We start from the raw sequence: 13348 nt of genomic DNA, 5'->3' as shown, positions 1-13348 counted from the left end.
GTGCTCAGGCAAAACGCCCCCCTCCTTACGGCATCCTCGCTGGTCAGAGCCGGTACAGGTGGGTGGAGGGGGGCGTTCACCGGGCGTTCAGGGGGTGGTGGCGTGAGGTAGGTCTCGTGCCAGGTCGAGGAATGGCGTCAGTGACGCCGGGTTGCGCAGGGCGTCGAGGCTGACCGCCCGCTCGGGCGGGGTGCCGGCCAGGATCTTCTTCACCGGGACCTCGCACTTCTTGCCGTTGAGGGTCCTCGGGATCTCCTCCACGGCCACGAACCGGTTCGGCACGTGGCGCGGTGACAGGTTGGTGCGCAGTTCCGCCTTCAGGCGGGGCTCCAGGTCGGCCAGGGCGACCTCCGGCTCCAGGACCAGGAAGCACAGCAGTTCGCCGTCGGTCCGGCCCGCGCCGGACGTGTCGATGACCAGCGAGTCCGCCACGCCGGGCAGACCTTCGACCACGCGGTAGAACTCGCTGGTGCCCATGCGCACGCCACCGCGGTTCAGGGTGGAGTCGCTGCGGCCGTAGATGACCGCCGAGCCGCGTCCGGTGATCTTGATCCAGTCGCCGTGCCGCCAGACGCCCTCGAGGGTGGAGAAGTAGGCCTCGCGCAGCTTCGAGCCGTCCTCGTCGCCCCAGAAGAACACCGGCATCGAGGGCATCGGCTTGGTGATGACCAGCTCGCCGACCTCCTCGACCACGGGGACGCCTGCCTCCGAGAACGACTCCACGGCGGCTCCCAGGGCCCGGCACGACAGCTCTCCCAGCCAGACCGGCAGGTCGGGGGCCGCGGCGACGAACGCGGTGCACAGGTCGGTCCCGCCGGAGACCGACGCGATCTGGATGTCCGGACCGACGGCCGACGCGATCCAGCGGAAACCCTCGGGGGTCAGGGGCGCGCCGGTGGAGCCGACGACGCGCAGCCCCGTCAGGTCGTAGCGGTCGGCCGGGTGGACGCCCTCCTTCAGGCACGACTGGATGTACGGCGCCGACGTGCCGAAGTACGTCACGCGGTGCTGCTCGGCCAGGTGCCACAGCACGTCGAGGTCGGGGTGCGCGGGACTGCCGTCGAACAGCACGACCGTGGACCCGACCAGCAGGCCGGAGACGAGGAAGTTCCACATCATCCAGCCGGTGGTGGTGAACCAGAAGAACCGGTCGCCCGGCCCGAGGTCGCTGTGCAGCGCCAGCATCTTCAGGTGTTCGAGCACGATCCCGCCGTGCCCCTGGACGATGCCCTTCGGCAGGCCCGTGGTGCCGGACGAGTAGAGCACCCACAGCGGGTGGTCGAACGGCACCGGCTCGAAGGCCAGCGGGGCGTCGGCGTGCGAGGCCAGCAGTGAGTCCCACGTCACGGCGCCGGGCAGCGGGGTGCCGCCGACGTAGTCGATCATCACGGTGGCGCGCAGGGACGGGATCTCCGACCGCAGAGCCTCCACCGTCGCCCGCACGTCGAACGCCCGCCCGTTGTACCGGTACCCGTCGACGGTCACCAGCACGGTCGGCGAGATCTGGGTGAACCGGTCGGCGATCGCCCGCGCCCCGAAGTCCGGCGAGCACGACGACCAGGTCGCGCCGAGCGACGCCGCCGCCAGGAACGCGATCAGCGCCTCCGGCGAGTTCGGCACCAGCGCGACCACCCGGTCACCGCGCCGCACGCCGAGCTCCGCGAACCCGGCGCGCACGGCGGCCACCCGACGGCGCAGCTCCCCGTACGTGAGCTGGGACGACAGCCCGTCCTCCCGGTGGAACACGACGGCCAGGTCGCCGTCCGGGCCCCTCAACGCGTGCTCGGCGTAGTTCAGCGTGGCACCGGGGAACCAGACCGCGCCGGGCATCACCGGGGCCTCCAGCACGCCCGTGGGCGCGCTGTGGAACACCACCTGGAAGAACTCCGCGATCGCGCCCCAGAACCCCTCCAGGTCGGAGGTGGACCACTCCCACAGCGACGGGTAGTCGGGGAAATCCAGGCCCTTCGACGAGGCGAGCCAGGAGCGGAACGCGGTCATCCTGGTGTCCTGGACCCGGTCGGGGTCCGGGCGCCACAGGACTTCCACCTCGCCGGCGGCGGTGCCGGCACGCATCTCGGTCATACCTGAAGTTCCTAGCCGATCCGACGGCCCGGAACCACAGTCACCACCCACACACCGGGTCAGTTCCGGCCGGCGCTCGCCACCAGTCCCTCGACCGCGGAGATCAGCCGCTGGGCGTCCGTGGGCGCGACGACGAGCCACCCGTCGTCCCGCCGCACGAGGTAGCGGCCGTCGGCGGTGTCCAGCCAGGACACGACCGCGCCGGTCGGGTGCAGGTAGCCGGCCCGGTTGCGGGCGATCACGCCGACCTGGCCGCCGCCGCTGCGCGTGGTCACGGCGCGCATCAGCGTGTTGGCCTCGGGCTCGCGCAGGCCGACGGCGCGCAGCGAGTCGAGGAACCCCTCGCTGCCGTCGTCCTCCCCCGCCTTGCCGGCGGCCAGGTAGTCGTCCCAGCGCACGTTCACCGACCGGCCGGTGCCGGGCGGCGCAGGCGGCAGGGTGTTGACCGTGGTGGCGGCCAGCGCGGTCGGCCGGAACCCGGCGACCTGCACCTGGTTGCCGAGCCTGCCCGCGAACGCGCCGTGCCACGCGGCGGTGGCCAGCCCGCGTGCCGGGGCGCCGCGCACGGTGAAGAACACCTCCAGGCCGATCTCGAACTCGGCCAGGCCGCGCAGCAACCCGTACAACTCCTCGTCGGGCCGCTGCACGGTGCCCAGACCGCGTCCCGCGAGGTCGCGGGACGCGGTCTCGATCAGCGCGGAGCGTTCCCGCTGGGTGTGCCCGAAGTGCCTGGTGCCGAGCGGGACCGGGTGGGCGTCGCGGTGGACCGCCTGCCAGAGCAGGAAGAACTCCACTTCACTGAGCCGGAAGATGCGCTCGGTCACAGGCCGATCACCGGTGGTGCGGCCTTGCGGTCGACGCCGAAGACGTTGTCGTCGTCCTCCAGGTACCCGGGGCGGTTGCGGTCCTTCTCACCACCGGCGCCGGCGACGGGCGGCGGCGCGGCCATCGGCGCGGCGCCGATCATGCCGGACTGCGGCGTCACCGACTTGGGCGCCTGGAACTGGCTGGTCACGCTGCCCGGGTTGGCACCGGAGCCGCCGCGGTCGCCGCCGCCGAGCGCACCCGTCACGCCACCGGGACCGGCCATCGGGCCGCCGCCACCACCGCCACCGCTCGCGCCGACGGGCGTCGGCATGGCGCCGCGACCGCGGAAGCCACCACGACCACCGCCGGCGCCACCGCGACCGAACTGAGCGGACGTGCCGCCGGGCCGCTGGTTGGCGGCACCACCGGGGTTGGTAGTGGGTGCCGCGACCGGGTGGCCGGCGCCACCGCTGCCACCACCGCCGTCGCCGACAGGCGGGTTGGGCGTGATCACCACGGGCGGCGGAGGGGGCGGCGCGACCGGGTTGGTCGGCGGGGCGAAGGACGGCACGGTGCGGTCGACCTCGTAGGAGTTCAGCTGGAACATCGCCATGACCTCGGCGGCCTGGCGGTGCGTCGCGTCGGCGGTGAGGACCGAGTCGACCGCGGGCGCGGCGATGCTGTCGATGCCGGTGAACGCGCCGACCGACCTGGGCAGGTTCGGGCTCGCGACCAGACCTTCGTCGGACACCGGGACCGGGGTGCGGAAGCCGCCGACGTCGTCCACCGTCCGGTGCCCGACCAGCGGCGAGCGCGGCGAGGCGACCGGGGTGGGCGTGGCGACCGGGGTCACCGCGGTGCCGGCGACCGGCGTGACGACCGGGGGCGCCGGGGCGGGCGGCGGCATCATCTCGCGCGCCGTCTGCACGTGGTCGATCTCGGTGGCGATGCACTTGGCCACGTTGTCGGCGTGGTCGCTGGTGTTGAGCGCCCACTTCTCCACCGACTCCAGCGCCTCGCGGGCGCGTTCGGCGGACTCGCCCGTCCACGCCTGGCTGGACTGGCCGATCGCCTTGGCGAGCAGTGACTGCACCTCGCCGAGCGCGTTGCCCACGGCCGCCCAGTCGGCCTGGGCGCTGCCCGCGGCCTTGAGGTCGACACCGGTGTTGATCATGTCCCACAGCTGCTGGTGGCTGTAAGTCATCCAGTCGACCTTCTGGCCGAGGTCGGAGGGCTTGTCGTGGCCATGACCGTTGCCGTGGCCACCGTGGTTACCGCCGCCGTGACCGCCGTGGCCCTGGCCACCGTGACCCTGGCCGTGGCCACCGTGGTTGCCGCCGTGCTTGTTGTCGCCCATCAGCCCTTGGCCTCCCCGGCGGAACCGAAGGCGTCCGCCGCTTCGTCATCGGCCCGTTCCAGGTTCCGCGCCGCTTCGCGGATGGTCTCCTCGACCTCGAAGAGCACCTGCATGAAGTCACCGATCACGTTGACCGCCGACTCCTCGTTGCCCACCGCCACCTCGCGCAGCCGTCGGCTGATCGCGTCGCTCACCCAGTTGTTGCCGAACTTGAGCTCGACGTCGAGGTTGTTCACCGCGCGGCTGTGCACCGTGTCGACCAGGTTGCGGGCCTTCGAGACCAGCTTGAGCAGGTCGTCGACGCCCTGCTTGTCCAGGTCGAGCTGGACCGAGCCCTTGTCCACCGCGCCCAACGCGGTGGTGGCCTTGTCGAGGTCGGCCTGCGCCGCCGTCGCGAAGCTCTCCGTCACCGGCTTCACCGCGACGGGCTCGGCCGCGGCCGGCACGGTGACCGTGGCACCCGTGTCGGCGGCAGGCTCCGGCGGCGCGGCAGGCTCCGGCGGCGCGGCAGGCTCCGGCGGCGCGGCGGCGACCGGGGCCGCCGGGGCCGCGGGCACGTCGGCAGGCGCCGGCGTCGCGACCGCCGGTGGCGGAGCCGCGGACGGCGTGAAACCAGGCGGGATCTGCACCGTGGGTGCTCCCGCGAGTGGAACCGTGTTCCCGTCGCTCATCACTACCCCCTGCACTGCGATTCGCCGCGGGCCCACCGCGCGTTAGCCGACGACGAGGAGGAACCAGGCGTTCCGGACGCCTCCCTTAGATGTACCGGGAAGCACGTTCGGTTCCAAGCCGCCGACCAGAGGCTTAACGCAGGTGCGAGTCGAACCAGTTCAACGCCCGCTGCCAGGCCTCCGCGCTGACCTCCGGCGTGGTGTCGAACCGGTGGCTGGTGTGCGAGAACCGGACCACGTCGGTCGCGACGGGTGCCGCCGCCGCGGCGTCGCGCAACTTCTCCACGTCGCTGAACGGGATCTCGGCGTCGTCGTCACCGTACAGGCCGAGCCACGGGCACGTCAGCTCTTCCGCGACCTCCACCAGCGACGGGAGCCCCTCGGCCAGCGGATCCAGGATCCCACCACCTCCGACGGTCACCGCGGCACCGATGGTTCGGCTTCCCGCAACCACCATCGCGACCGATCCGCCCAGGTCGAAACCCATGACACCCATCCGGTCCTGGCTCACGCCCTGCTGTCCCAACCAGACGAACGCGACGTCGGTGTCGGCCAGCACGGCGTCACCGGACAGCGTGCTCACCATCGCGGGCGCCTCGTCGCCGGACACCTCGTCGTAGAGGTGCGGCGCGACCGCCAACCACCCCTCGGCCGCCAGTGAGCTCACCAGGACGCGGACCGTGTCGGTGACGCCACGCGCCTCGTGGAGGACGACCAGGCCGCCGCGGACGGCGTTCTCCGGCTCGGCGACGGTCAGCCGCAGCTCACGGCCGTCGGTGAGGGAGAGCGTCTCGGTGCGGGTAGGAATCATGGGCCAACCCTTCCACGTGGGGGTGAACGCCAGTCAACGTGAGCATCGGTACGGCAGGTATGACCCATACGGCTCTTTCACCGGATAACGTCCAGCTCAGAACCCCGAAGGGAGTCCTTGGATGACCGTGCGAACCCGCGCCGACCTCGTTGCCCTGCCCGGATACGTGCCCGGCAAGACCATCCCCGGCGCGATCAAGCTGGCCAGCAACGAGGTGTCGGCCGGACCGCTGCCCAGCGTGGTGCGGGCCATCGCGGACGCGGCCACCGCCGTGAACCGCTACCCCGACACCGCCGCCACCGACCTCGTGGCCCGGTTGGGCGACAAGCTCGGCGTGCCCGTGGAGCAGCTGGCCGTCGGCTGCGGCTCGGTGACGTTGTGCCAGCAGCTGGTGCAGGCCACCTGCGCCGACGCGGACGAGGTGGTGTTCGCCTGGCGCTCGTTCGAGGCCTACCCGATCATCACCGCGGTCGTCGGCGCGCGGCAGGCCAAGGTGCCGCTGACGCCGGGCCACGGGCTCGACCTCGACGCGATGGCCGACGCGATCACGCCGAAGACCCGCCTGGTGTTCGTGTGCAACCCGAACAACCCGACCGGGACGGCGCTGCGCAGGGCGGAGGTCGAGCGGTTCATCGAGCGGGTGCCGTCGGACGTGCTCGTGGTGATCGACGAGGCGTACAAGGAGTTCGTGGACGACCCCGACGTGCCCGACGGCGTCGAGCTGGCGAAGGCGCAGTGGGCGGCGGGCCGGGACAACGTGGCCGTGCTGCGCACGTTCTCCAAGGCCTACGGGCTGGCCGGGCTGCGGGTCGGGTACGCGGTGGCCTCGCCCGCGGTGGCCGAGACGCTGCGCAAGGTCTACGTGCCGTTCAGCGTGAACGCGCTGGCCCAGGTCGCGGCGCTGGCGTCGTTGGACGCCGAGGCCGAGCTGATGGCGCGGTGCCGCGCGATCGTGGCCGAGCGGGCACGGGTGCGCGGCGAGCTGCTGACCGCCGGGTTCGAGGTGCCCGAGTCGCAGGCGAACTTCGTGTGGCTGCCGCTGGGCGAGCGGACCGCGGCGTTCAACGAGCACTGCCTGGCGCACAAGGTGGTCGTGCGGGCGTTCGTCGGCGACGGCGCGCGCGTCACGATCGGCGAGCCCGACGAGAACGACGCGTTCCTGGCGGCGGCCCGGTCCTTCACCGGCTGAGCGTTCAGCGGGTCAGCAACTGAGTGATGGCCACGACTCCCACCACCACGATCACCGCGCGCAACGCGGCGGGTGGGAGTCGCCGGCCGACCTTCGCGCCGAGCTGGCCGCCGACCACCGAGCCGACCGCCAGCAGCAGCACCGCGAGCCACGCCACGTCGGCGATGAAGATGAACAGCACGCCCGCGACCAGGTTCACGAACGCGGTCAGCACGTTCTTCAGGGCGTTCATCCGCTGGATGTGCTCGCTCATCAGCACACCCATCAGGCCCATCACCAGCACGCCCTGGGCCGCGCCGAAGTAGCCGCCGTAGACGCCCGCGAGGAACACGCCGATCCACAGCGCGAGGCCGCCGTGCTCGTGCCGCTCCCGTTCGGCGAGCTTGCGGTTGAGCCACGGCTGGGCGACCACCAGCACCAGCGCGATGGCGATCAGCACCGGCACGATCCTGGAGAACGCGTCCTCCGGCAGCACCACGAGCAGGATCGCGCCGACCACCGCGCCCAGCACCGAGGCGGGCAGCAGCCGCTTCACCCGGCCCGCCTGGCCGCTCAGCTCCCGGCGGTAGCCCCACGCGCCGCTGAGCGAGCCGGGCACCAGACCGAGGCTGTTGGACACGTTGGCCACCACCGGCGGGTAGCCGACGGCCAGCAGCACCGGGAACGTCACCAGGGTGCCCGAACCCACCACCGTGTTGATCCCACCGGCGAACACACCGGCCAGGACGACGATGACCGCTTCCAGCGTCGTCATGAGAGGTGTCTAACGGCCGTTGCTCCGCAGACGGCGGCGAGGTCGCCTGGAAGTCGCGACCTCGCGGTAGTGGTGGTCAGGTCCAGAGACATTGGTGGGCAGTTTAGGGCGAACGGGGGAACGTGGCCCTCGGAAGTGAGGATCATCGCGGTTCGAGCGCGGCGGGTCAGCCCAGGTTGTCGGTGTCGAAGGTGTTGCAGCGGGTGGGGTCGCCGGTGTCGAAGCCGGTCGTGTACCACTTCTGGCGCTGCGCGGACGAGCCGTGGGTGAACTTGGTCGTGTCGACGTGGCCGCCGCCCAGTTCGCCCTGGATGAAGTCGTCGCCGATGCGGGCCGCGGCGTCCAGCGCGGCGTTCACGTCGTCCTGCGTCACGCCGGTGATCAGCGGTTGGCCGGACGCCGTGGGCACGTTCTGCGCGTGGTTGGCCCAGGCGCCCGCGTAGCAGTCGGCCTGCAGCTCCAGCCGCACCGAGCCTGACGTCGGCCCGGACTCCCGGTCCACCCGGTCGGACGTGCCGAGCTGGTTCTGGACGTGGTGGCCGTACTCGTGGGCCAGGATGTAGGCCTCGACGAACGGCCCGCCCGTGGCGCCGAACTTCTGCTGCATCTCCTGGAAGAACCCCAGGTCGATGTACACCTGCCCGTCCGCGGGGCAGTAGAACGGCCCCACCGCGGACGACGCGTTGCCGCACCGGGTGGACACGCCGCCGGAGAAGAAGTTGGTCTGCGCGGGCTGGTAGGTCCGGCCCGACCGGGCGAACTGGTCGGTCCAGTAGGCCTGGATCGAGTTGATGAACGCCACCGCGCGGCAGTCGGACTCGCGGTTGGCGTCCGCGCCGGTCCGGCACTTCTCCTTGATGGCCTCGGACCCGACCTGCTGGCCGTCGGTGACGTCGCCGAACCCGGAGCCGGACGGCAGCTGCACGCCACCGCCGAGCTGCGACAGCACGAAGTAGATGATCAGACCGACGATCCCGAGCCCACCGCCGCCGAGGGCGACCCGGCCGCCGACCCCGCGTTGATCGGTGACCTGCGACGTGTCGAGCTCGGCGTTCTCGTTGAACTGCACCGCGAGGCCTCCCAGTTGCGCACCGAACCCGGACAGCACGAGTCCCAGGTGCGGGACCCGACGTCGGGGCACCGCACCTGGGATTTCCCATGTGGAAGTGACGAAACCTGCGTGACGAGGTCGGCGTGGACTCCGGTCGGTGCCGACGGTGGAGACGGCACTCTGAGACATCCCGGGTCAACATCGTCAAGCGCGGCGATGGCGCCGGTGGCGCCGTGCGCTCGAAACCCCTCGTCGGAACCGCTCACGTTCGCGATCGGGCCGGTCTAGGGACCGCTCCGCCCGCGGGGTCGCGGCTCGAACGCGGTTCGTCACCGCGAGGACTTACCTGCACCGCACCACCTACCCCTTCCGGGCGTGCCATCGGCGGGTCAGCTCGGGTTCCGCCGGTGGCAGGTCCTGCATCGAGCATGCGCTTGATCGGCGCGATGCACAACCGCTGGAGAAGCCCCTGAACTGGTGAAATGAGATTCATCCAGCTCGGTGGGCCGGCCGTCGCGCACCGTGAGCGCGCCGTGGGCGGACGCCGTGGCGCCCGCCCACGGCGCGTGTTCTCACGGGGTGGTGGTGATGCGGCCGAGCGCCGGCGGGGCGGTGTTCGGGTTGGCGGTCAGGTAGGCGGTGAAGCCGTCCAGGTCGATCCCGCCACCGGTGATCGCGGTGCCGCCGGTGAACGCGCTGAAGCCGTCACCGCCGCCCTGCAGGAAGCTGTTGATCGTGACCCGGTAGTTCGCGGCCGGGTCCAACGGCGTTCCGTTGAGGACGATGCCCGACACCTTCGAGCCGATCGGGGCCGACGCCGACCACGAGTAGGTCAGGCCCTCGGACGGCTGGAGGATGATCTGCCGCGTCGCGCCGTTGACGACCTGCCACTGCTGCTCCAGCGCCGCCTTGAGCTGCGCGCCGCTCAACGTGACCGTCTGCAGGATGTTGCCGAACGGCTGCACGGTGAACACCTCGCCGTAGGTCACCACGCCGTTGCCCTCGCCCGCGGGCGAGGAGGCGTAGGTGAGGTCGGCGCGCACGCCGCCCGGGTTCATCAGCGCGAGGACCGCGCCGTTGTCCGTGGTGGCGGCCAGCTGGGAGTCGGCGATCAGGTTGCCCAGCGCCGACTCGCCCGCCGGGTTCTGCGCGCGCAGGATGTCCTGCGCGATGGTGCCGACCGGGCGGTTGGCGATCGGGCCGGACTTCGACTTGGCCAGGTCGATGATCGACTGGACCTCCGGGTCCGCGGGCACGTCCTTGGTCACCACGTGGTTGCGGGCGACCGTCGCGGACCGGACGACCTCGCGGGTCCGCTTGTCGATCTTGAGGTCGACCACGGACAGCTCGCGGCCGAACGCCAGGCCCTCGATGAACGGGCGCGGGTTGCCCGCCGGGTCGTTCACCGTGCAGTTGTAGTGCTGGTGGCTGTGGCCGGAGAAGATCGCGTCGATCTTCGGGCTGACCCGCTCGGCGATGGTCCGGCCGGGGCCGCTCGGGACGGTGCGGCAGTCGTTCGGGCCGCCGCCGGAGGTGCTGTCGCCCTGGTGGATCAGCAGCACGATCGACTTCACGCCGAGCCAGTTCAGCAGGTCGGCGTACCGGTTCGCGGCGGCGACCTCGTCGCCGAACGCCAGCTCCTTGATCCCGTTCGGGTCGACCAGGATCGGCACGTCCTTCAGCGGCATGCCGATGAAGCCGATCGGGACGCCGTCGCGGAACTCCACCCAGAACGGCGGCAGCGCGGGGCGGCCGTTCTGCGCCAGCGTCACGTTCGCGCCGAGGATCGGGAAGTCCGCGCCCTCGTAGGTGTCGCGGAACTGGCAGCCGTCGGTCGGGTGGCAGCCGCCGCGCTGCATGCGCAGCAGCTCCTGGTAGCCCTCGTCGAACTCGTGGTTGCCCGCCGCCGTGGTGTCCATGCCGACCTTGTTGAGCACCTCGATGGTCGGCTCGTCGTGGAACAGCGCGGACACGATCGGGGAGGCGCCGATCAGGTCGCCCTGACCGACGATCACCGAGTTGCGCACCTCGGCCTGGAGGTTGCGGATGTGGGTGGCGTTGTAGGCGGCACCGCCCGCTTCGACCTGCGTGCCGTCGGAGAGCGTGACGCGGCCCGAGGAGCCGGTGGGCGGCTCGATGTTGCCGTGCAGGTCGTTGATGCCGATCAGGCGCACGTCGACCGTGCGCGCCGGCTTGTTGTCGGCTTGCGCGGGGTTCTGCACGAGCGTGACCGCCAGCGCCGCGGCGGCGGTGACCGCGAGCGCGGCGGAGCGCTGCGCGGTGCGTCTGAACGAGGTCATGGGGTGGTTCCTCCCTGCGGCGCCCCGGTAGGAGGGCGCGGTACGGCGCAGGAGTTTGCCTCCCGGAGCTGTCCGGCACCAGACATGTTCATGGATCGTCCGTTAACGGAGATGTGCGGCATAGCCTTGAGGGGTGACTGAGCACGAGCCGCGGTGGCTGGACGATGGCGAGATGCGCGCCTGGCGCAACTACGTGGTCGGGGCGTCGATGCTCGCCGACCGGCTGCACCGCGAACTGCAGGACGGGCACGGGGTGTCGCTCGCCGACTACGAGGTGCTCGTCCGGCTGTCCGAACGGCCGGGGCGGCGGATGCGGATGTCGCAGCTGGCCGACGAGGTGGCGTCGTCCAAGAGCCGGGTGTCGCACCAGGTGGCGCGGATGGAGCGGGAAGGGCTGCTGCGCAGGCGGGAGTGCCGCGACGACGGCCGCGGGGTGTTGGCCGAGCTGACCGACGAGGGCATGGCGCTGCTGGAGGCGTCCGCGCCGACCCACGTCGAGGGCGTGCGCGAGCACATCATCGACCTGCTGTCGCGCGAGGAGCAGCGGGTGGTGGCCGAGGTCTTCGAGCGGATCATCACGCACCTGCGGGACGTGAACGGGTAACCGCTCGGAGGTTGCCGGGACGCCTGAACGCGTTACACCGTCCGGGGCCACCATCCCGGTCGCGGATTTCCGATTCGGTGTTCGTCCCGGACGCAAGATCATGAAATCCCGACCAGGCGAGCGCGGTGAAGACTGACAGGGGACGTCTTGCGACGTCCCCTGTCTCCGACACCTGCCGTGGCGGTAGCGGTGGGATTTGAACCCACGGAGGGGATCAACCCTCGCACGTTTTCAAGACGTGTCCCTTAGGCCGCTCGGGCACGCTACCTCGCCCAGGAGCCTAGCCGACGGGCGTCCTCGGCGAGGCACGCCGTCGGTCGGGGCCGCCCCGCGCGGGTGTCCGATCAGGCGAAGATGCCGAACACGTCGATGACCAGGTGCGTGTAGCCGGCGTTGTTGTAGAACGAGTGCGCCGGGCGGTGGACGCCTGCCGCCGGGTCGTACGCGCTGCCGAAGCGGACCGCCGCGGTGTTGGCCGCGGTCTGGCCGGGCGCCAGGTTCAGCGACGAGGTGCCGGCCCGGTCGTAGCCCGTCGGGAACGCCGTGACGTAGGTGTGCGCGGTCGGTTCCGTGCCGGTCAGGTTCATCAGCAGGGTGTTGCCCGGCACGACGTCGGGGTCCGTGTACAGCAGCGTCATCGTCTCGGTGGGCCACATCGGCTCGCCGTCGCCGCGGGTGTCGTAGGCGCGGGTGGGGCGGATCGGGTAGAAGTCCGCGCCCCCGTTCTCGGTGGGCAGGTAGTACCCGGCGATGTCCACGACCAGGTGCAGGAACCCCGCGTTGTTGTACAGGTCGACCTTGCGGTCGGCGCCCAGCGCCACGGTCACGCCGTTGGGCGTGGTGCGACCCGGCGAGACGTTGAGGCTGGACGCCGTCGGCCGGTCCGAGCCGGCCGGCCAGGCGGTCACGTAGGTGGTCGCGGTCGCGTCGACGCCGGTGATGTTCAGCGACACCGCGGTCGCGCCCGAGGGCACGCTCGCCGAGGTGAAGTCGATGCCGCGCGACTCACCGGCCCAGAACGCGCCACCGGTGGTGCGGGAGTCGTACACGCGGGTCGGGCTGGTGGCGAAGTACCGGCCCGGGGTGGGGTGCGCGGCACCCGGGTCGTCGCGGACGTAGTAACCCGCGACGTCGGCGATCAGGTGGGTGCTGCCCACGTTGTTGTAGACGTTGACCGTGCCGGTCGCCGACACCCACGTGGTGACCGAGTTGGCGCGGGTCTCCCCCGGCACCAGGTTCAGCGACGACGCGTCGGGCCGGGGCACGTCGGCGCCGCCCTCCCACACCGTCACGTACGTGGCGGCCGTCGGCGAGGTGCCGGTCACGTTCAGCACGACCGCGAGGGTGTGCTCGGGGAGGCCGTCGACGGCGACCTCGATCCGGCCACCGGCACCGACCGGCGCGGTGACGCCGTCGCGGCCGAGGCCGCTGCGGGTGTCCAGGACTCGTCGCGGGGCGGACGGGATGAACCGCGTGCCGTCGTACACCTCGGCACCGAGCCCTCGGCCCGTGCTCCCGGTGCGGTACGGGCGGCTGGTGCCGGTCAACGACACCCCGGTGCGGGCGACCCGGTCGCCGTCGCGGCCGGACGCGGGCTCGGCGGTGGCCGGGGCCACGCCGGTCACCAGGGCCGCGGTCGCCGCCGTGGCGACGAGCAGCGCTGCGGGACGACGCATCGATCCTCATTTCCGGACGGGGCGAGGTGGGTGACGACGTCGG

11 protein-coding genes and 1 tRNA gene are annotated in these 13348 nt (G+C 71.6%); 2 read left to right on the top strand and 10 right to left on the bottom strand.

The window, feature by feature from the left end; all coding sequences use genetic code 11:
* Positions 1 to 87: 87 nt before the first annotated feature.
* From AB0K14_RS01975 to AB0K14_RS01955, 5 genes are all read right to left on the bottom strand, one after another.
* Complete coding sequence (locus AB0K14_RS01975) at positions 88 to 2085, bottom strand: acetoacetate--CoA ligase (RefSeq protein ID WP_360454475.1); 1998 nt, start codon at positions 2083 to 2085, stop codon at positions 88 to 90.
* A 59-nt stretch (positions 2086 to 2144) separates the two neighbouring features.
* Positions 2145 to 2909, bottom strand: coding sequence for an ESX secretion-associated protein EspG (locus AB0K14_RS01970; RefSeq protein ID WP_360454472.1), 765 nt, complete (start codon positions 2907 to 2909; stop codon positions 2145 to 2147).
* Complete coding sequence (locus tag AB0K14_RS01965) at positions 2906 to 4249, bottom strand: PPE domain-containing protein (protein WP_360454469.1); 1344 nt, start codon at positions 4247 to 4249, stop codon at positions 2906 to 2908. Before AB0K14_RS01965 ends, AB0K14_RS01970 begins: the two co-directional genes overlap by 4 nt.
* Positions 4249 to 4920 (bottom strand): hypothetical protein, encoded by a 672-nt coding sequence (locus AB0K14_RS01960; protein WP_360454466.1) that lies wholly within the window; start codon positions 4918 to 4920, stop codon positions 4249 to 4251. Before AB0K14_RS01960 ends, AB0K14_RS01965 begins: the two co-directional genes overlap by 1 nt.
* Positions 4921 to 5053: 133 nt before the next feature.
* Positions 5054 to 5731, bottom strand: a complete 678-nt coding sequence (locus tag AB0K14_RS01955) for a dienelactone hydrolase family protein (RefSeq protein WP_360454463.1) — start codon at positions 5729 to 5731, stop codon at positions 5054 to 5056.
* Between the two features lie 121 nt (positions 5732 to 5852).
* On the opposite strand from AB0K14_RS01955, the gene hisC reads away from it, so the two are divergent.
* Positions 5853 to 6920, top strand: coding sequence for a histidinol-phosphate transaminase (gene hisC, locus AB0K14_RS01950; protein ID WP_360454460.1), 1068 nt, complete (start codon positions 5853 to 5855; stop codon positions 6918 to 6920).
* Between the two features lie 4 nt (positions 6921 to 6924).
* Here the strand turns inward: hisC and AB0K14_RS01945 are convergent, their stop codons facing one another.
* From AB0K14_RS01945 to AB0K14_RS01935, 3 genes are all read right to left on the bottom strand, one after another.
* Positions 6925 to 7674 (bottom strand): sulfite exporter TauE/SafE family protein, encoded by a 750-nt coding sequence (locus tag AB0K14_RS01945; RefSeq protein ID WP_360454457.1) that lies wholly within the window; start codon positions 7672 to 7674, stop codon positions 6925 to 6927.
* 166 nt (positions 7675 to 7840) lie between these two features.
* Positions 7841 to 8743, bottom strand: coding sequence for a neutral zinc metallopeptidase (locus AB0K14_RS01940; protein WP_360454840.1), 903 nt, complete (start codon positions 8741 to 8743; stop codon positions 7841 to 7843).
* A gap of 554 nt (positions 8744 to 9297) precedes the next feature.
* On the bottom strand, positions 9298 to 11025 hold the full coding sequence (locus AB0K14_RS01935) for a bifunctional metallophosphatase/5'-nucleotidase (RefSeq protein ID WP_360454454.1): 1728 nt from the start codon (positions 11023 to 11025) through the stop codon (positions 9298 to 9300).
* 133 nt (positions 11026 to 11158) lie between these two features.
* On the opposite strand from AB0K14_RS01935, the gene AB0K14_RS01930 reads away from it, so the two are divergent.
* Complete coding sequence (locus AB0K14_RS01930; protein ID WP_360454452.1) at positions 11159 to 11629, top strand: MarR family transcriptional regulator; 471 nt, start codon at positions 11159 to 11161, stop codon at positions 11627 to 11629.
* 178 nt (positions 11630 to 11807) lie between these two features.
* Here the strand turns inward: AB0K14_RS01930 and AB0K14_RS01925 are convergent.
* Together AB0K14_RS01925 and AB0K14_RS01920 are read right to left on the bottom strand one after the other, a co-directional pair.
* Positions 11808 to 11897: transfer RNA gene (locus AB0K14_RS01925), tRNA-Ser, on the bottom strand.
* Between the two features lie 76 nt (positions 11898 to 11973).
* The gene (locus AB0K14_RS01920; protein ID WP_360454449.1) at positions 11974 to 13305 is read right to left on the bottom strand and encodes a hypothetical protein; all 1332 of its coding nucleotides are present in this window, start codon (positions 13303 to 13305) and stop codon (positions 11974 to 11976) included.
* Positions 13306 to 13348 lie beyond the last annotated feature (43 nt).

It is taken from the genome of Actinosynnema sp. NPDC050801 (assembly GCF_040673975.1).
In the GTDB taxonomy this organism is placed as follows: domain Bacteria; phylum Actinomycetota; class Actinomycetes; order Mycobacteriales; family Pseudonocardiaceae; genus Actinosynnema.
Note: the sequence above shows the minus strand (reverse complement) of the source record. Positions and strands in the feature narration are given on the sequence as shown.